Genomic DNA, 19,874 nt, shown 5'->3' with positions numbered 1-19,874 from the left:
CTCTTATGTTTCCTGTCTCGTACATTACGAGGTTGGAGAGAGAACGGTTTCATACTATGCCTCTCAAGCTGTTTGTTGACATAACAAAACAGAGGCCTCCGATGAGCGAAGACCTCTGTTCTTTATAGAATACATTCTTTATTCTGTACGATTCTTTTACTTACAGTGCACGAATGACGAATTCAAATGTCAGTTCGCCGTCCGAAGGGATCAGGTATTCCGGATGAACTGGAGCACCCCAGCTGTCATCACCGCCAACACCCATTTGTTTACCCGCTACAGTCACGACCGTATAGTGCACAGGTGGCAATTCGTACGCATGTTGTGCGTTCTCCAGCTCAAATGCTGTATATGGTGAAACATTCAGTTCAACCGGAGTTCCGGATGCCTCAATTTTGAAGCCACGTCCCGCGTTGTCTGTCAATTTGGCCCAACGAACGCCAGTACGGTTGCCCGACTCCTGTGGTACCAGATATGGAGCTACAGTATCAGCTACTTTGCTGCCATGGATGCCTAGACGTGCGCCAAATGCGCGGTCTGCATAGTTTTCTTCTGGTCCCATCGCGAGCCATTCCACGTTTTCGAAGTCAGGTGATGTTCTGAAGGACAATGCATGAATTGGCAGGTTCGGCAATCCGGCTGTACCTTTGTACGTATTATGCACACGTACACTTCCATCTGCATGAACGGTGTACACCACTTTCACTTGTACATCCTCCGAAATGTTGAGCTTGTACGTGAACTCGATCCGGTATTGATCCGGTTTCTGTTCCGCTTTCCACTCTACAGATCGTGGCATCAGGCTTGCAGCATACCAGGCACCCAGTTCGAAGCCCATCGCCATTCCTTTATCATTATCCGTCATTGCACGCCAGAAGAGCGGTGCAGGTGGTACGGCAATAGTCTCACGACCGGATAATTTCAGGGAAACCAGTGTCCCGAACTGTTTGGAGAACAGCGCATGCGTTTTGCCAGCACGAACACCGATGTTAACGTCACCTTCAACCACCTGTACATCACTCACAAGGTTCAGGTCCGTCTGTGCTGCATCATTTACCTGATCCTGTGTGAAAATAAACTGTCCAAATGCCACTTCTTCGCCTTTGTCAGCCCACAGTGTAGCTTCTTTTAACACAAATGCAGTGTTCACAGCGTACTCGCCACCCACCAGGGATTCTGCACCCAGCGGAAGTTTCACTACCGTCTCACTTTGCGCATCCACGTTCACTTCCAATGTTCCACGCAGCACTTCATGTCCCTCACGCTCTAGGCTGTATACCAGTTCCAATGCAGATGTATCTGCGAACAGGTTACCGTTTACGATCTTAACGCCTTCACGATCCGGGAAAAGCTTGATGTTCTGATACAGGAATTTAACCTCCTGCATTTTCGCAGTTACTTTACGATCGGCATGAACGATACCGTTGCCACAGAACGAATAGTCTGATGGACGATCACCGAAATCTCCGCCATAGGCGAGGAACTCTTTGCCATAACGATCTTTTTTATAAATGGATTGGTCGATGTAATCCCAGATGAATCCACCTTGATACATCGGGTATTTGTCTTCCAACTCCGTATATTTGTGCATACCACCAATAGAGTTACCCATGGCGTGCATGTACTCACAGCTGATATAAGGTTTGGTCGGGTTGGCATTCAGGAATTCTTCAATGTCCGCCGGTTTGGCATACATGCGGCTCTCCATATCACTTGTCTCATCGAAACGGCGATCATGGAATACACCTTCGTAATGTACCAGACGTGTTGGATCAGCTGATTTGAAGTATTGGGATACTTTGTAGATGACTTCACCGCCATGAGATTCATTACCACAAGACCAGATCAGAATGGACGGATGGTTTTTGTCACGCTCGACCATGGATACAGCGCGGTCCATAACGATATCATGCCATTCCGGTTTGTCCCCTGGAATAACCCATGAAGGCTCAACGGCACCAAGTTTCTGCCAAGATCCGTGTGTCTCCAGATTCATCTCATCAATAACATAGAGTCCATATTCATCGCACAGCTCATACCACAGACTTTGGTTTGGATAGTGTGACGTACGTACGGCATTCATATTGTTTTGTTTGATGGTACGAACATCCCACAGCATGTCTTCCTTCGTAACCGCACGTCCTCGACGCGGGTTGAACTCATGACGATTCACACCTTTGAATACGATACGTTTACCATTAATGTGCATGACTTTGTCAATCATTTCAAATGTACGGAAACCAACGGCTTGAGGAACAACCTCAACCAGTGTACCCGCAGCATCATATACACGAATATAGAGGCGGTACAAGTATGGAATCTCTGCGCTCCACAGGTTCACTGTACCAATGTCTTCACGAAGACTTACTTTTCCATCGTTAACCTTGGATTCAAACGTTTTAACGGTATTGCCTTCCCGATCACGAAGTTCAGCCTCTACATGTGCTCCAGCAACCGCTTTTCCTTCCAGTTTCAAATCCAGTTGTAAGGTACCGTTGGTATAGGTCTTGTCCAGATCTGTGCGGACATGAACATCACGTACGTGTGCAGCAGGGACCGTATACAGATACACATCTCTGAAAATACCGGAGAAACGCCAGAAATCCTGATCTTCCAGCCAGCTGCCTGTGCTGCGTTGATACACCTCAACAGCCAGCTTATTCTCTCCATCCTGAAGGAATGGTGTCAGGTCAAAGTCAGACGGCGTAAAGCTGTCTTCCCCGTATCCTACGAATTGTCCGTTAAGCCATACATAGAATGCTGACTCTACACCTTGGAAAGAAATATATACCGGATTCGATTCCCAACCTGTCGGCAGGTGGAAGGTGCGAATGTAACTTCCAACGGGGTTTTTATCCTGTGGCAATGCCGGCGGACGAATTTCGTTCAGGCCATCCCAAGGGTATTGTGTGTTTACGTATTGAATCTGTCCGTATCCTTGAAGTTGGATATGCCCCGGAACTTCAATATCATCCCAGCCTTCACTGGAAAAATCGGACGTATAGAAAAATTCAGGACGGCTGTCTGGACGAATGGCATAGTTGAATTTCCACGTACCATTCAAATCATAACGCATGGACATCGCGCCTGAACCTACAGCCTCTTCCATCGTTTGGTAATAACGGTGATCGGAATACGCATGAAGACGGTTCACCTCAAATACACTTACGTCTCCCAACCAGTTGATATCTGCCTTTGTTGCTTTCATCGGCTCTCTCTCCCTTTAAAACGGTATAGTTTGACTTATTCAAGGTTGTATCTGACTTCCTTTTTGCTTTACATAAACAAAAAAGACAGAGGTACGCCATAACTGGCGTCCTCTCTTCTTTCCTGCACCCGTTATTTACACGGATTATGCTGTTTTCATTACTTCACGGAACCTACCATACCTGCAACAAAATGTTTCTGCATGATGAAGAATACGATTGCTGTAGGCAGTGTTGCGATAACGATTGCTGTCATGATTACTCCGTAATCCGGAGCATAACCAGCACCAAGATTTGAGATCAATAGCGGAATCGTTTGTTGGTCAGGCGTTTGCAATACAATGAGTGGCCATAGATAGTTGTTCCAGCTACTCATGAATGTAATAATTGCTGCCGCTGCATAAGTTGTTTTCATTGTTGGCATGTAGATCTTCAGGAAGATCCCGAGTTCGCTCAAACCATCAATACGTCCAGCTTCCAGCAAATCTTTCGGGAACATTTTGGTGTTCTGACGGAAGAAGAAGATCAGGAACGCTGTTGCAATGGTTGGCAGGATAACTGCTGCCATCGTGTTAATTCCGATCACTGGTGCAACACCGGAGATTGTTGCGAACATGCGGTACAGTGGTACCATGATTGCTGCAAACGGGATCATCATGGATAACAACAGGATGTTAAACACAATATCACGGGACTTCGTGCGAAATACTTCGAATCCATAACCTGCCATGGAACCAATCAACAGCGCCAGAGCAGTCGAGACTACCGAGATAATAGCCGAGTTCCCGAGAGCCTGCACGAGATTTGTCGAATCAAGCAGTTTGTTGAAGTTATCAATGAAAGCCGAACCCGGTAACAATCTGCCTTTGGTTACATCAACAGACGCATTCGTTGAACTGACCAACATCCAGAAGAATGGAAAAATGGATACAAAAGCGACGATGGACAGGAACACATAAGTGAAAATTCGTTTTGCTTTAAATTTAGCCATTTTTATTATCACCTGCCACTTTAAACTGGATAATGGACAATACAATGATCAAAATTACAATGGAATATGAAACCGTTGCTGCATATCCAAAGTCCGGTGAATACTTGAACGAAAGGTTGTAGATATACTGTGAGATCGACATGGTCGCGTTACCTGGACCACCCTTCGTAATATTCATAATCTCATCGAAGATTTGCAATGTACCAATCGTTGATGTGATCGACGTGAAGAGGATAATGGGTTTGAGCAAAGGAACTGTAATTTTGAAAAATTGGGTGAATGCATTGGCTCCGTCTATTTTTGCTGCTTCATAGATCGATTGATCGATGTTCTGCAGAGATGACAGATAGAAAATCATGTTATATCCGGTCCAACGCCAAGTAACGGCGATTATGATCGTAATTTTAGCCCAGAACGGGTCTGTGATCCATTGAATTGGATCACCGATAATGTGCAAGCCCATCAAGAATTGATTGACCATTCCATCAGGTGCAAACAAATATTTGAATACAACAGAATAGGCTACCAATGAAGTTACACAAGGCAAGAAAATGGCTGTGCGGAAGAAACTCCGGAAGCGCAGTGTGCTGTCATTCAGCAATACGGAAATAAACAAACCGAGAATAATCATTACAGGCACTTGAATGATCAAGTAGATGAATGTGTTCGATAATGCTGTGCGGAACGTTGTATCAACTAACAATCTTTTGTAGTTCGCAAGGCCCGAAAATTCAAGATTGGCCCCTTTGCCAGACTTGAATGATAAGAGCAGCGCTTGAATCATCGGGTAGAAGTAAAATGCTACAATCCCGATAACAGCCAGCAAAACAAAAGCCCATCCAGTCAAATTACTTTTCTTTTGGAGACTGTCTCCTGTATTTATGGCTTTCACAGTATGGCTCCTCTCTCTCCACGGAACATGGATAGAACCCACAGAGCCTCTCGCCTTATCCGGTTCGACTTGCGCCAGACAAGGGAGACGGCTCCGAGTTACCTTGGGTTCTATAAGTTACCTTGGGTGTCCTAGTTTAATTGTGCTTCAGCTTGTTTTTGTGCTTCAGCCAAAACTTCATCAATTGATTTACCATTCAGGTACGCTTGCATTTCAACAACCAGAATGTCTTCAATTGCATATGTGTTGCTACCATAGTTTACATTTGGAATTTCTTTGGTCCAATTTGCGAAATCACTGAAGATTTTTTGACCGCTGAAGAACTCATCTGGCTTGTTGTACGCTTCACCATCAGTAGCCGGTTTGTACGTACCGATCGCACCAATATTTGTCAACAAGTCTTGGTACAATTGTTTGTCAGAACCAAATGTTTTGGCCATGAAGTCAGCTGCTTGATCTGCACCAGGAACGTTGTTCATTACATACCAAGAGCTACCGCCCAAGTTGGATGCATGTACAGAGTTAGATTGACCAGCCATTTTCGGCATTGGAGCTACAGCCCATTTACCGGATTGGGATGCTTCTTGACGTACAGATGGTGAGAACCAGTTACCTGTAGGAATTGTTGCTACGCTACCGTTATTGGCATTGGCAACGAATTGGCTCCAGTCGGAGTGCAATTTAACAATGTTGGCATCCATCATTTTTTTGTATGTTTCGAAAGCTTCTTTCAATGCAGGGTTACTGCTAATGTCAGGTGTCTTGCCATCTTCTGCAGTGTACCATTTGCCTGCTGTTTGGATCATCATGCGAATGATTCCAAGATCATTCGGGTCAAGAGACAGCAACTCTTTACCAGTTTTTGCTTTCACATCTTTACCGATTTGGATGTAATCATCCCAAGTGATGTCTTGCAAGTCAGCAGACTTGTAGCCCGCTTGTTCCAGCAAATCCGTTCTGTAGTACAAACCTGCTACGCCGGAGTCAAATGGAACTCCATATTGTTTGCCCTCATAGGATGTTGGTCCAATTTTGTAATCTGCAAAATCGGAAGCTTTAATTGTAGAAGACAAATCTTTAAATGCATCCGGATACGCACTCAGGAAGCTTTGTGCACGATAGTCTTCAATCAAAACAATGTTTGGAAGACCGCTGCTTGTTCCAGAGTTCAATCCTGTGTTCAGCTTCTGGATAATCGCATCTTGAGCATTCTCAATGATGTTGATCTTCAAATCAGGATTTTCTTTTTGATAAATTTCTTTTGCTTGTTCAAGAGCAGCGACGTTAAATGCTTTGTCCCAAGCCCAGATCGTAATTTCGTTTGTTTTTTCATCTCCACCACTGGCAGAATTACCTCCACCACCGGATGAACATGCGGACAACAGCAGTACTGTAACGAGCATCAATACCCACATTTTTTTCAAAACGTTCAACTCCCCTTCGACCTCTTTGTGTGTAATTTGTTTGCGTTTTCTGAAAGCGGTTGCTTTCGATGTATTCATCTTATCATTCCCATATCTCCATTCGTTAGTAATAATTTTGTGCGGATTTGTCATCTTATTGCCACAATGAAAACCTTTACAGAAACCGTTTGCATTAAATTTGTTTTTTTGTAATTTCTTTTGATTTTGTATTATCTTGATCTTGAGATCGTACAAATATGTGTGTTTGCTTCAACTCTGACACAACAAAATCCCCCGTTTCTGTAGAAATACAGTTACGAGGGATCTCAATTTTGATTGTACTCAATTCAAATAGCTATAACTCAACTCGTGATTAAAGGCAGTGTAACGGTGACTCTTGTTCCTTCCCCGACGGTACTCATAATGGTGACACCATAAGGCGATCCATATAATAACTCAATACGGTCATGTACATTGCGAATACCGATGCCGCTGAATAGTTGACGATTATTCTTCGGATTGGGTAAGGTTTCTCCCATGACAAGCCCTTCAATTCCATCACCATTGTCCATGATCTCACAGATGAGTGATTCCCCCGCTCTGGAAACCATGACATGAATCGTCCCTGTCTCTTTTTTGATAAATCCATGGAAAAATGCATTCTCAATAAACGGTTGGATCACCAACTTGGGTACATGATAGTGCGTACAATCCGGTGCAACGTAAAAAGCAGCTTTAATCCGGCCACCGTATCTAACGTGATTAATGAAGACATAATTTTTCAAATTCTCGACTTCTTGCTCCACTGTAACAGTCTGACTCACATCACTGATCGTATTTTGCAACAATCCAATTAATGCATTAATGGTCTCCGCTGCCCTGTCCTTGTTGCCTTGTTGCACCAGAACTTTGACAGATGCAAGAGTATTGTACAAGAAATGAGGATTAATCTGACTCTGTAATGCCGCAAGCTCTGCGTTACGTTGTTCATGCTGCGTCTTTACTAATTGATCCACATAATCATGCAGTTCATCAAGCATATAGTTGTAAGCATGGCCCAGTTGCCGACTCTCGTAACTGCCACTAACCGGTATATAGTTATCCAGATCACTTTTCGTGATATTAGACATCTGCTTTACCAGTCTGCGCAGTGATTTGGTGATTTGGCTTGTAATCAGAAACACCAGAACAAGCGCACCGATAACGATCGCTGTACAGATCAACGCAACCGTCTTCATATCAATGAGCTGTTCCATCGCCATACTTTTATCCACTACATTAATCAGGTAAAACCGATAGAAGGGTAAATACTCAGATAGAATAATGCTCTCTTGCCCCATGACACGGGCATTAATACTTTTCGAAACGTCCACACTCAAATCCTTAGCATATGTGAGCAGTTCCGGCTGAATTGTACCGATCCAGTCCAGACGGTTTGAAGATATAATTTCGCCCTTTTCATTCATAATAACAACATCATTACCTCGACTCGTGAAACTGGAATAGAACTGTTGGAATTCCACTTCTCTCATAGTAACGTAGAGTGTCCCGTATATGTGATTTCTTGTTCGATCCGTCAATGCCTTTGTTGCAGAGATCATCTGTAGCTCGCCTTCACTTGTATCACTGCGGTAATAGTCAAAAATCAGCCTGCTCGGCGATTGGATTGCTGCTTTGGTAATGGGCTCCTGCTTCAATTCGTCCCCTGTCTTCTTAATATAAGCCGGATTGGTGGAAAAACTTCGTCCGTTTACTCCCACAATGGTAATACCTACTTCATAAGACTCAATAATGGTTTGAACCCGATTCATGGTTTCACGCATATTATAGAAAGATTTGGCTGTTGAGACTGAGTCTGCATCCCCCTCAGACAGAAATCCCCGAATGGCACCACTTTGAGCTACATTATTAGTAACCGCAGCGATTGATTCATTAAAGGATTCAAAATTTGTCTTAATCTGATTCAACACCTTGGAGTTCGTGATGCTGAACGTCTCGGTAAACAGATTGGTTGACATGTGAATGGTCGTCCACAAGATAAGTACTGACACGAGAACAATACTGATGACCATAACCAGAAACAACTTGGGAAATAATCCGAGACGAGATAATCTGTTCATCCATTTCTTCATGATCTTATCCTTCTGACTTTATGCCCAGAATTTGCGCCGGTATCGGCTTGGTGATAGTCCGGTGAACTTTTTGAACACTTTGCAAAAGTAACTATGATCGGAATAACCTACCATGCTGCTGATCTCCGAGATCGTTACATCATCGGATCGAAGCAGTTCCTCGGCTTTTTCAATCCGAATTTTATTCAAATATTCATTAAATCCTTCTTTTTTGTGAGATGAAAAGTAACTGGACAAATACGATGGATTGAAATGAAAGTGTTTCGCTACCTCAGCAAGCCCAAGCGGCTGGTCAAAGTGCTCATGCATGTAATCCAGCAGCATCTTCATATTCGGGTCACTTCGTTTTCCACCTGCACCGGCGGTGCACTCCTGAACTTCCGTCATAAACTGATCAAGTACAGTCATAACTTCGTCCAGACTCGAAGCCCCGTCCACATTTTTAAAATACGTATATTTGCTCTCTTCCAGCCCGGAAGACTGAACATCCATATCCGCGAGGGTAATGGTTACGTTGAAGATCAAGTTACCGAGAAATGATTTGATCTCAAACACATCGGCAATATAATCCCGTCCAAGGGTTGTCGCATGTTCCTGTAAATACTCTCTTGCCGCTTCGACCCGGTTACGCTTCACATGCTGTAAGAACATATTCACATTAAACTGGTAACCAGCGGGATGCAATGGAGGCAGTTCACCATACACCAGGATAGGTCGATCTTTATAATAGAAGCGATATTCCATCAGCTTAATAAGGCGTTCCCGGTAGACAACACCCATCTGTTCAAATGAAGTAAAGCTTTCACTAAGCACCCAACCAGGACTGCCTTCTCCTGTTGCATTTTCACTGGCCAACTGTCTAATCCGTTCAAGCATCCAACCATCTCTCGCAGGATCGACATTAAGAAGCATGACAGGTAATGAACCCTCTGCGGGAACCATTGCACATTCCACTTCAGGCAGATCACCGCGGAGCTTGGATTCCATCTGTTCCTGATCCAACTTCAGCGGATTCCCTCCAGCATCCACGGGTTTATACACAAGCAATCGAAAGGATTTGTACGGAAAGGTATCTCGTATCATCGGCATTTCGCTATCTTCATCCAATGTAAATCCCGATAACATCTTCTCCATCAGTTGTCCAAGTCTCCAGCCATCGTGCGACGGCTCAAACTGTAGCTCCGGAATTTTACCCGCTGTGCGTTGAAGGACCTGCAATAATTCATTTGTATCCAGCTTCGGTTTCAGTATATAATCTGCTGCCCCGTGCTGAAGCGTAGAACGTACATACTCGAACTCACTGAAGCTGCTAAGTACAATAACTTCAATCTGCGGATTACTGGCTTTTAGTGTACGGACAAACGTTTCGCCATCCATGACAGGCATGACAATGTCGGTAATCACAATATCCGGTTTTAACAGGCTCACCTGCTGCAATCCTTCTTCACCGTTGGAAGCTTCACCCACAATGATAAATCCTTCTGCTTCCCAGTTCATATGGTGCTTTATGCCCTGTCTTACCAGAAACTCATCGTCAACAATCAGCACCTTGCACAACCGGTTCATGATCGCGACCCCCTTGTCTAATCTTTCCTCTATATCTGTACAGGCTATACCAACTATTATATATCGGTTATAAACACTTTCCAGTGTTAGCGGTTACATTAAATTTAAATTGATTGTACATCTTTTTATATCCTAAAACGATCGTATATTCAATGGTAACTATCTATAGTTTACACTATATTTCGACAAAATAAGAAGTCCTGAATCGCCTTTCGATCATTTGGCGAATCAGGACCCCTATTTTCAATCCTATTTTGTTAAATTACTCCCTTATGGTTCAATTCCCCACTGGAGACTTCCTGCAACATAACCGGTGACTTTGGACCAATCCGTATAGGATGTCTGACTACCTGCAAAAGAATAATCATCCGTTTGCGTATAGTTGGTCCAATTGCTCTTGGAGAAGCGAGTATGAATTTCCGTGCTTTGTCCCGCATTCAAAGTTCCGGCCGAAGCTGTAAAGCCGATCTCAAGTACGTGATCAGCACCTGTCCGTACTGGATTGAGTGCACTGAACGTGCCTGTTACATTCGAACTGCCAGCAGTCGCCCAGTCAGCGAAGAAGTTCTGAGGCTGTTCACCGTTTATCGTGTAATAGTATCTGATTTTTACATCAGACAGATTTAATGCTGTAGTACCCGTATTCGTCAGTTTGAATTTGGGGCTAATCGAGCTGCCTGTCGCTGAAGTGTTGCTATTAAACATCTCAATGCGTATGGTTCCAACAGGGGCAGGTGTCGTGTCTTTAATGAGCAGATTCAAGGTCGCATGAGCGCCTGCGCTGAATTGAAAGGTTAGTGCCGCTGCACCATTTGGCAGGGAAGCCAGGTAGTTTTTACTCAATACGACCTCATTGCCTGTTAACGTGTAATCTGTACCTGAAACCAGCGCTGCATTCCCGTTACGAATGGATACAAGTGTATTGCCGTTCAGCGTCAACGTGACTGGAATATCAACCTGATTACCGACTTTGCGATCAAATTCCGCTGTAACCGGTGTAATGGCAGAGTTGGTCACTGGTGTTGTACCTCCGCCATTGTTACCTCCAACACGGTCGGCATACAAAATTCCGCGGCCATTCGTTCCGAGGTATACTCTTCCATACAAACGCGGATCACCCGTAATTGTGGTTACACGAGCATACTGATGCTGATCATCGTTGATACGAACCCAATTGGCTCCACCGTCATCGGAGCGGAAGAATCCACGTGTTCCATCAATCTGTGCAACCGTATATAACGCAACAACGTTCTGTCCAGGGGCCGCTTTACCAAATCCGATACTGTCTGCTTCCTCTACATTGGCAAGCTTCGTGAATGTCGCTCCTGAATCCGTGGAATGCCATAATCCGTAAGGACCTGTTTCCTCACTACCACCTGCAAACCAGAGTTCACCTTCAACACCTGGAACGGCATCCAGATCGGCATTTCCTTCCATTGGAAGTCCCGTCGCAGGCGATGCCGTGAAGGCAGCACCACCATTCACACTCACATAGATTTTACCCGCTGTAAATCCATAGAATTTGTTTGGGTTTACACGATCAGATATCACTTTTGCCTGTGCAGGTATCCCTGTACTTGCCGTCCAGGAATTGCCGCCAGTCGAGTAATGCACACCTTTGTCTGACGTGCTCCATACCAGTCGGTTACCATCCGCAGAGATGGCTACAGTTCCTCCTCCCGTTGTGCCGGCAGGTTCTGAATTGGCTTTATACCACGTAGTCCCTCCATCACTGGACAAACCAATGGATTTTGCATTTGGATCAGCAGCATAATCTGCTTTCCCTACGCGAACCATCGTATTCGGACTTAACTCTGCAAAATCCAGACTTTCTGTGGAAGAATAGTTCGGGCTCGTAAATATGGTCGCTGGAGCCTGATCCAGATTATTATGACGGAATCCTGAGACATCCCCCACTCCACTTAACAAATGTGCACCACTTGGCGGGCTGATCAGATCCAGTACGGCAATCTCCTCAACACCCTTTGCCATCACTGAAATATTGATTTTCTTATCATCATCCCAGTCTGTCAGGTTCTTCGTTCCATAGATCGTAGCCCCCGTTCCATACATCATGCGATCCGAATCAAACGGATCAATCTCCAGATCACCGATCATCCAGCCCAGTTTTGGAGTTGTTTCGGGTGGGGCAGGATTGGTACCAAATGTGAGCCATGGCGCTGCCGAAATATCCTGTGTATACCGTAACTTCCGGTTCGGATATCCATCAAATTCCCATATGCGTGTCCACGTCGCTCCGCCATCTGTACTGCGGAACAACGTAGCATCAGGCCACCAGGAGTTCAATGTCGCGACCATCAATGTACCAGGATTCTGAGCATCGACAGCCAATCCGCCATATCCAAAATAATTATCCGTGCTGCTGCTTGGAACAGGGCTGATGTTGGTCCAGACACCTGTGGACGTGTTCAGTTTCCAAACGTCACCTTTTGCCCCATCATAGGGTCCAACACCATCGCTGTACGTAATATAGAGGCTTCCGTCTGAATCAAGTACACCATGATGCGGGATGTAACCTGTAGGTTGACCCGCAACAGCTGACCAGGTCAGGCCGCCATTCGTGCTGCGATATACACTTTGATCTTTATCCGCAACACCCACATAGATGGTCTGGGTTGCCTGCCCTGCCGAACCTGTTGTTTTGTCAAACGTAATCCATGCCAGACCTACAATGTCACTGGTATACTCATTCGAAGGGTCTTGCACATAATTTCCCGGATTCGGGAAGCTTGTGACTTCGTTCCAGGTCACACCGTAATCGGTACTTTTCCATAACCCATGACCACTCCGTGCACCGAAATACAGGATACGGTTATCATTCGGGTCCACAGTCAGGCGTTCTCCCATGGAACGTCCCGGCATGTTGCCTCCCACTTTGAACGGAAGAGTTGTGGTCTGCCATGTATCCCCCCGGTCCGTAGAGCGCAAGATGGAACCATTATTTTGGTCCCACGAATTCGTATACGTCCCAACTGCCATATACACGCGATCAGGATCAACCGGGTCCGTAGCCAATGCGTCCACACCATTCTTGTTCCAGTCATCCCAGCCAACAAAATCCGTTAAGGGTATCCAGCTCTCATCAGCCGCATTCCAGCGATAGGCTCCCCCGATATCGGTACGGGCATAGATCAGATCCTTTTCCGACTCGTTGAAAATAATGCCCGGTACAAATCCGCCTCCTGCACCAGTCACCACATTTTTCCACTCATAGGCTTCACTCGGTGCCGCCGATGTAGTTCCAGCAAGTCCTGCCAGTGAAGCGGTTACTACGGCAACCGTCAAGCTCATCATTCGTAATTTCCCCATAAACGTTCTCATATCAACTTATCCTCCTCTTCAACTTTGTTACTGCATTTCGGTCTATCCCCGCTGTCTCATCGTGCTGATGATGGCGTGCCAGACGAATCAATGCATCCCTTGATACAAGAAGCCTCACCTCCCTCCATCCTTATTGTTAAGCGCTTACATAATTATTCTTAATTCACGGTTATATGGATAATACTTTCAATAAATAACATTCGATGGAAAAATCAAAACCCCTCTGTCGAAATCGTTTTTTGTAAAATATTTTCAGTGTTTAAACTTGTTTATACAATAAAAAAAGATGCTGTTAGAACAGCACCTTTCGACATGTTATATTTTATATAAGAGTACAAAATGAATCTTTTCTTACCTGGCCGACCAGGCAGAGATGCACTACATGATTGGCACCTGTTTATTTCGAGCTACCATAGGCGTGAGTCTCCTGGCCTTTAACTCCCGGTCTGATGACAAAAAGTGAACCCGCATCCGGTGTCTCTTTCAGACGTTCTTCCTTAATCCCTATACGTGCTGTTGTAATGTATAACTCTTCGAGATCCGGTCCACCAAAACAGCAGGAGGTTACCTGATCTGCCGGTATATCAATCTGTTGCAACAGTTCTGATGTATCCGGGTTCCAGCGAGTGATTCTTCCTCCGCCCCAATGTGCAACCCACAGCATGCCCTCACCATCAACCGTCATGCCATCTGGAAATCCTAATTCCTCCGGTATATGAATGACGCTTGTCCGATTCTGTATCGTACCTGCTGTCAGATCAAAATCAAACCGGTCAATCGAACGTGTCGGGGTATCAATGTAATACATGGTCTTCCGATCCGGACTCCAACCCAGGCCGTTGGATGTTGACACGCCTTGTACCATCGTGCGTACAGGTTGTCCTTCCTCCAAACAATACAATGATCCGGCTTTGCTTTCATTATTCATGCTCATCGTGCCTGCCCAGAAACGGCCATTCGCATCACACTTGCCATCATTAAACCGATTGGTATCCTTATCTTGTTCGGGGTCCTCAATGGCATGCAGCTCACCCGTAATCAGGTGAAACGTATGAAACCCACTGCGTAAAGCAACCACAACTTCGTCACCCCGATACGGAACAACCGCGCCGACATGTTCACCGACATCATAAGCTTGATCCTGACCTGTAGCCGGGTCATACACATGCACCTTGAAACTTTCAATATCTACCCACAATAATCGATTGTTCTCCGCATCCCAGCTTGGCCCTTCCCCCAGTAATGCCGGGGTTTGTACTGCTACAGTTACGTCGCTCATGCCATCACGTCCTTATTAAGATTTGACGCCGCCCGACCATTCGAATCCGATGGCATCCAAGAATGCTTTGGACAGTACCATATGGCCTGTTGCATCCGGATGTACCCGATCATAAGTCAGCACAGACGTATAGAAATGATCCCAAAATGGAGCAAATGCAGCCTGTGTATCCACATACACCGCATCATACTCACTGGCTACCCTGCGTACCGCTTCTCCGTAAATATCCATCGTTGCCCGCATCGGATCTTCCGGATTGGCCTCAAGATAATAAGGTGTCATCAGTACCAGACCTTTTAGGTTGGGACGAACCGAAGCCACCAGTTCACGCAATGTGGATTCGTATTCTTCAAGAAACACATGTGACTCTGTTGACAATGGATTGTCGAACTGACGCCATACATCGTTAATGCCGATCATGATCGTGAGCCAGTCCGGTTTAAGGTCAAGCACATCACGATCCCAGCGCTGTTTCAGATCACGAATCGTATTCCCACCATTACCCACATTCTGGACACGCAACATCAATTCCGGGTAGATGGATCGCAACAGGGCATAGACTTGCGCTACATAACCATGGCCCAGACCTGAACTTCCTTCGCCTACAGGATGTTGCCGACCACAGTCCGTAATCGAATCTCCGATGAACAGAAGCTTATCATTTTTCTGCAATTTCATTGTCATTTACTCCTTCGCTCTAAAGCACTAATATAATTACCAGCCTTGATTCTTAAGCCACGTCAAGCATAGATCCGACCATACCCGAACCGCGTGGTTATCCTCAGCCAATCCAAGTCCATGTGAGCCTTTTTCAAAAACATGCAAGTCATAAGGAATGCCATGCGCACCCAATGCAAGTGCATAACGCAAGCTATTCTCTACAGGCACTGCCTGGTCATCGCTGGTGTGCCAGATGAACGCTTCAGGAGCATCCGCTCTCACCTGCTGCTCCGCGCTAAAAGCTCTAATCTGCTCGGCAGACGCATCAGACCCAAGCAAATTTTCACGGGAACCGGCATGTCCATAGGACTCCATCGTAATGACCGGATAACAGAGAATAACCCGGTCCGGGCGTGAACTTTGGCGTTCAATCCGATCCTCATGATCCGGTTGCCCCTCGTCATACAGCGTTCCCAGTGTTGCTGTAAGATGTCCACCTGCAGAGAATCCAAGTACTGCAATCTTGGCAGGATTGATCCCGTACTGCTCGGCATGCGCACGAACATAACGTATGGCACGCTGACCATCTGTTATCGGTGCAGGATGCTGGTGAGGCGCCACCCGATATTTCAGGACAAATGCACTGATGCCTGCACGGTTCAACAATTCGGCTATTGGAGCACCTTCATGGTCAGCCAAAAATCCATAGCCACCACCAGGGCATACAATGACAGCGCTCTCGGAACCAGGCTGAATAAATGGAATCAAATGTGGCATCTCGTCTTCATGACCCTGCGCTGCATAAGGTGCAGCATGATCCCATAAGGGTATCGTTGTTGTCACTTCAATCATCCTCTCCAAATAAAACGGAACCATGGGTCCGTTTAAACGTTTTCGAATCTCAGGAATCGATACCATCATAACGGCAATGACCCTCATGCATCAATACCTTCCTGGCATCACTTTTTAATCATTTGAGTACAAGTTAATACAAGTTACGGAACTGTTCAGGAGTCACTCCCTCAATTCTGCGAAATGTAGCTACAAAATGGCTTGAATCCCGAAAGCCCACCCGAACTGCGGTTTCCCTAATCGTCAGGGCGGTATTGCCGGTCATGATTTCCTTAGCCTTGCGTATGCGCAGCAAAATGAAATAACTGTAGGCTGTCATGCCAAAGGACTGTTTGAACAACGTGTTCAGATGTCTGGATGAGATCCCCGTTACGGCAGCCATATGTTCGAGTCCAATCTCGGGATTCGCATAGTGCTGTTCCATAAATGCAATGAGTGGAGCGAGTCTCTCCACGGCATGTGAGATAGAAGAACGATTGCCCGTCATGCCATGTTTTTTGAGCAAAATCAGAAATCGGTATATATCCGCTGACGCTTCGAGTCCCGACAAATCCTGATCACTTCTGATCGAATCCAGCACTTCCTGGCCGTAGTCGTTAAACGGGCTGCTCTGCTCCCACTGATGGAATGCCGCTTCACCCAGACCAAGTGACTCCATGATTGCCGGACACTGGGAACCGCCAAATGTAATGTAAAGTGTCTCCCACTCCCCCTGAGCGCGCACATATTCATGCGGTTCATTCGGAGGAAGCAAAATACCGGATGCTTCCCCCAGTATGACCGTGGACCCGGCAAACTTAAATTCTCCGGCCCCCTTCACGGTCTGAAGCCAGTGGTAACAAGGATACCCCGCAGATCTGGACACCTTCTCCTGATTGCCGTTATAACCCAGGCTCTCAATATAAAGGGGCAGCGGCTGATCACGTGATGTCATGAAATATCGTTGATGTCGGGGTGAGATAAACATGGGATGCCTCCTTGGTTATAAGCTGAGTTAGACTTCCGTATTCTTATATCAGTCATTACTTTTATTATATTTTAAAAGTCATATGTATCATATAGTATAGGATTATTCTTATACAAGAGGTGAACACATTGATTAGCAGCAAACTACCCAAAATGTTCTACGGCGGCGATTATAACCCGGAACAGTGGGACCACGAAACCCACCTTGAAGACCTGCGCATGTTCCAATTGGCAGGCATTGATATTGCCACAATCAACGTATTTTCATGGGCACTGATTCAGCCTGATGAAGTTACTTACCGTTTTGAAGAACTCGACCAACTAATTAATCGTTTATATGAAAATGGTGTCTATATATGCCTTGCAACGAGTACGGCTGCCCATCCGGCCTGGATGGCAAAGAAATATCCAGACGTGCTTCGTGTAGATGCCGATGGACGCAAACGCAAATTCGGTGGGCGCCATAATTCCTGTCCCAACAGCCCGACCTATCGCAAATACGCTGAGAAGATTGCAGATAAATTGGCCGAACGATACAAGGATCACCCCGCAGTTCTCGTATGGCACATCTCCAATGAATATGGCGGTGAGTGTTACTGTGATAACTGTGAGAAAGCATTCCGCGTGTATCTGAAAGAACGTTATCAGACTCTGGAACAGGTCAACAAAGCGTGGAACACGAATTTCTGGGGGCATACCTTCTACGATTGGGACGAGATTGTACTACCGAGCAACCTGAGCGAACATTGGGGTAACAACAATTCAACATTCCAGGGAATCTCGCTGGACTACTCTCGCTTCAACTCCGACAGCATGCTGGATTGTTATCTGTTGGAATACGATGCGATCAAAAAACACATTCCAGACTCCGTTGTTACGACCAATCTGATGGGATTCTTCAAACAATTGGACTATTTCAAATGGGCAAAACATATGGATATCGTCTCCTGGGACAGCTATCCCGGTCTCGCAACACCTGTCAGCTTCACGGCCATGGCACATGACCTTATGCGCGGACTGAAGGATGGTCAACCGTTCATGCTTATGGAGCAAACACCAAGTCAGCAGAACTGGCAGCCGTATAACTCACTGAAACGTCCAGGTGTCATGCGTCTGTGGAGTTATCAATCTGTTGCGCACGGGGCCGATACCATCATGTTCTTCCAGCTTCGCCGCTCCATCGGTGCATGTGAGAAGTATCATGGTGCAGTTATTGAGCATGCTGGACACGAGAATACACGTGTATTCCGCGAAGTCGCTGAACTCGGCAAGGAATTGCAGATGCTTGGTGACACCACGCTGGATGCATCTGTTGAATCCAAAGTAGCGATTGTGTTCGACTGGGATAACTGGTGGGCCATCGAAAAATCAAGCGGACCTACAGTTGCCCTGAACTATGTGGATCAGATCCATAAATATTACGCAGCCTTCTTCCGCCGCAACATTCAAGTAGATATCATCAGTGTGGATACAGATATGAGCACATACGACATTGTCCTTGCCCCTGTCCTTTACATGGTTAAACCAGGGTTTGCCGCCAAACTGGAGAAGTATGTTGAAGCAGGTGGCACATTCCTGACGACCTTCTTCAGTGGTATTGTGAACGAGAACGATCTCGTGACCACAGGTGGATATCCGGGGGAACTCCGTAAACTTCTCGGAATCTGGGTGGAAGAGATTGATGCCCTGCTGCCTGAGCAAAAGAACCGCATTGTTCTCAAAGAAGCCTACGGCGATCTTGAAGGAGAATATGACTGTGGCATGCTGTGTGACCTGCTACACAGTGAAGGAGCCGAAGTCATCGCGGAGTATGGAGACGACTTTTATAAAGGCATGCCTGTTGTGACACGTAATACCTTTGGTCAAGGTGAAGCCTGGTACGTTGCATCCGACCCGGATGAGCGCTTCCTGGATGGTTTGCTGGGACAGCTTGCAGCAGCCAAGAACGTAGACTCCTTGCTTGAGACACCGGAAGGTGTTGAAGTAAGCGCACGTACCAAAGACGGTAAACCTTACCTGTTTGTCATGAACCATAACGCAACCACGCAATCCTATGATCTCGGTACAGCCAAGGCACATGACCTGCTCACCCATCGCGAGCTTTCGGGAAATGTTGAGATTGAAGCCCGCGGGGTGCAATTGCTCGAAATGAAATAAGCAATTTCGCTTCATTGGAATCAATGCAAAACACATAATGTGATAGAAATACCCCTGATACAAAGTGTCACATATTCATTCCTTTTGTGCTTGTTATTGTCTTCAGCGAGGATATTGGTATAGATTTCATACCTTTATCGTCTTCTGCAAGCTAAAAGCTGCTACTTCCCGTATCCGTTTACACCGGATACGGGTTTTTGGCATGATCTGTGGTCTTTTTGATAGAAGGAAATATCACTATGAAAAGCGAATTGGACGAGACACACATTTTAACAATGCCTGCCGGAACATGCTCAGCAACAGGGTTCACCAGCTAATATAAAATGATGAACATCTGAAATATTGGTGACACACATGATGTCACTTATTAGTTGTTAGAATAGAATTATAACTGCGGCATCACTTTCCGGCGGCGCAAAGATCGAAAC

The 19,874-nt window shown here is 45.8% G+C and carries 12 protein-coding genes; 1 reads left to right on the top strand and 11 read right to left on the bottom strand.

From position 1 onward, the window contains the following. Positions 1 to 160: 160 nt before the first annotated feature. From lacZ to NKT06_RS10780, 11 genes are all read right to left on the bottom strand, one after another. The gene (gene lacZ / locus NKT06_RS10830; protein WP_253433657.1) at positions 161 to 3,208 is read right to left on the bottom strand and encodes a beta-galactosidase, LacZ type; all 3,048 of its coding nucleotides are present in this window, start codon (positions 3,206 to 3,208) and stop codon (positions 161 to 163) included. A 158-nt stretch (positions 3,209 to 3,366) separates the two neighbouring features. After that, positions 3,367 to 4,197, bottom strand: a complete 831-nt coding sequence (locus NKT06_RS10825) for a carbohydrate ABC transporter permease (RefSeq protein ID WP_253433654.1) — start codon at positions 4,195 to 4,197, stop codon at positions 3,367 to 3,369. After that, entirely contained in the window at positions 4,190 to 5,089 is a 900-nt protein-coding gene (locus NKT06_RS10820; protein WP_253433650.1) for a carbohydrate ABC transporter permease, read from the bottom strand. Before NKT06_RS10820 ends, NKT06_RS10825 begins: the two co-directional genes overlap by 8 nt. A gap of 131 nt (positions 5,090 to 5,220) precedes the next feature. Then, a complete protein-coding gene (locus NKT06_RS10815) occupies positions 5,221 to 6,513 on the bottom strand; it encodes an extracellular solute-binding protein (protein ID WP_253433647.1) in 1,293 nt (430 codons plus the stop codon). A gap of 341 nt (positions 6,514 to 6,854) precedes the next feature. Next, complete coding sequence (locus NKT06_RS10810; RefSeq protein ID WP_253433644.1) at positions 6,855 to 8,624, bottom strand: sensor histidine kinase; 1,770 nt, start codon at positions 8,622 to 8,624, stop codon at positions 6,855 to 6,857. Positions 8,625 to 8,642: 18 nt separating this feature from the next. Beyond that, positions 8,643 to 10,190, bottom strand: a complete 1,548-nt coding sequence (locus NKT06_RS10805) for a response regulator transcription factor (RefSeq protein WP_253433641.1) — start codon at positions 10,188 to 10,190, stop codon at positions 8,643 to 8,645. A gap of 270 nt (positions 10,191 to 10,460) precedes the next feature. Continuing rightward, entirely contained in the window at positions 10,461 to 13,532 is a 3,072-nt protein-coding gene (locus NKT06_RS10800) for a X2-like carbohydrate binding domain-containing protein (RefSeq protein WP_483311569.1), read from the bottom strand. A 397-nt stretch (positions 13,533 to 13,929) separates the two neighbouring features. Continuing rightward, positions 13,930 to 14,811, bottom strand: a complete 882-nt coding sequence (locus NKT06_RS10795; RefSeq protein ID WP_253433638.1) for an SMP-30/gluconolactonase/LRE family protein — start codon at positions 14,809 to 14,811, stop codon at positions 13,930 to 13,932. A gap of 15 nt (positions 14,812 to 14,826) precedes the next feature. After that, positions 14,827 to 15,489 carry an SGNH/GDSL hydrolase family protein gene (locus NKT06_RS10790; protein WP_253433634.1) on the bottom strand — a complete coding sequence of 221 codons (663 nt, stop codon included), beginning with the start codon at positions 15,487 to 15,489 and terminating at the stop codon, positions 14,827 to 14,829. Positions 15,490 to 15,525: 36 nt separating this feature from the next. Further along, complete coding sequence (locus NKT06_RS10785) at positions 15,526 to 16,323, bottom strand: alpha/beta hydrolase (protein WP_301290323.1); 798 nt, start codon at positions 16,321 to 16,323, stop codon at positions 15,526 to 15,528. A 133-nt stretch (positions 16,324 to 16,456) separates the two neighbouring features. Further along, complete coding sequence (locus NKT06_RS10780; RefSeq protein ID WP_253433632.1) at positions 16,457 to 17,290, bottom strand: AraC family transcriptional regulator; 834 nt, start codon at positions 17,288 to 17,290, stop codon at positions 16,457 to 16,459. A gap of 128 nt (positions 17,291 to 17,418) precedes the next feature. On the opposite strand from NKT06_RS10780, the gene NKT06_RS10775 reads away from it, so the two are divergent. Beyond that, a complete protein-coding gene (locus NKT06_RS10775) occupies positions 17,419 to 19,446 on the top strand; it encodes a beta-galactosidase (RefSeq protein WP_253433629.1) in 2,028 nt (675 codons plus the stop codon). Positions 19,447 to 19,874 lie beyond the last annotated feature (428 nt).

This window comes from Paenibacillus sp. 1781tsa1, assembly GCF_024159265.1.
Classification (GTDB): Bacteria; Bacillota; Bacilli; order Paenibacillales; family Paenibacillaceae; genus Paenibacillus.
The sequence above is the reverse complement of the archived record's forward strand: the minus strand, read 5'-3'. Positions and strand labels throughout refer to the sequence as shown.

What these genes read in the sequence shown, in the direction of transcription:
- lacZ (WP_253433657.1), bottom strand. Translation starts at nt 3,208, where the DNA reads ATGAAAGCAACAAAGGCAGATATCAACTGGTTGGGAGACGTAAGTGTA.
- NKT06_RS10825 (WP_253433654.1), bottom strand. Translation starts at nt 4,197, where the DNA reads ATGGCTAAATTTAAAGCAAAACGAATTTTCACTTATGTGTTCCTGTCC.
- NKT06_RS10810 (WP_253433644.1), bottom strand. Translation starts at nt 8,624, where the DNA reads ATGAAGAAATGGATGAACAGATTATCTCGTCTCGGATTATTTCCCAAG.
- NKT06_RS10805 (WP_253433641.1), bottom strand. Translation starts at nt 10,190, where the DNA reads ATGAACCGGTTGTGCAAGGTGCTGATTGTTGACGATGAGTTTCTGGTA.
- NKT06_RS10800 (WP_483311569.1), bottom strand. Translation starts at nt 13,532, where the DNA reads ATGAGAACGTTTATGGGGAAATTACGAATGATGAGCTTGACGGTTGCC.
- NKT06_RS10795 (WP_253433638.1), bottom strand. Translation starts at nt 14,811, where the DNA reads ATGAGCGACGTAACTGTAGCAGTACAAACCCCGGCATTACTGGGGGAA.
- NKT06_RS10790 (WP_253433634.1), bottom strand. Translation starts at nt 15,489, where the DNA reads ATGAAATTGCAGAAAAATGATAAGCTTCTGTTCATCGGAGATTCGATT.
- NKT06_RS10785 (WP_301290323.1), bottom strand. Translation starts at nt 16,323, where the DNA reads ATGATTGAAGTGACAACAACGATACCCTTATGGGATCATGCTGCACCT.
- NKT06_RS10780 (WP_253433632.1), bottom strand. Translation starts at nt 17,290, where the DNA reads ATGTTTATCTCACCCCGACATCAACGATATTTCATGACATCACGTGAT.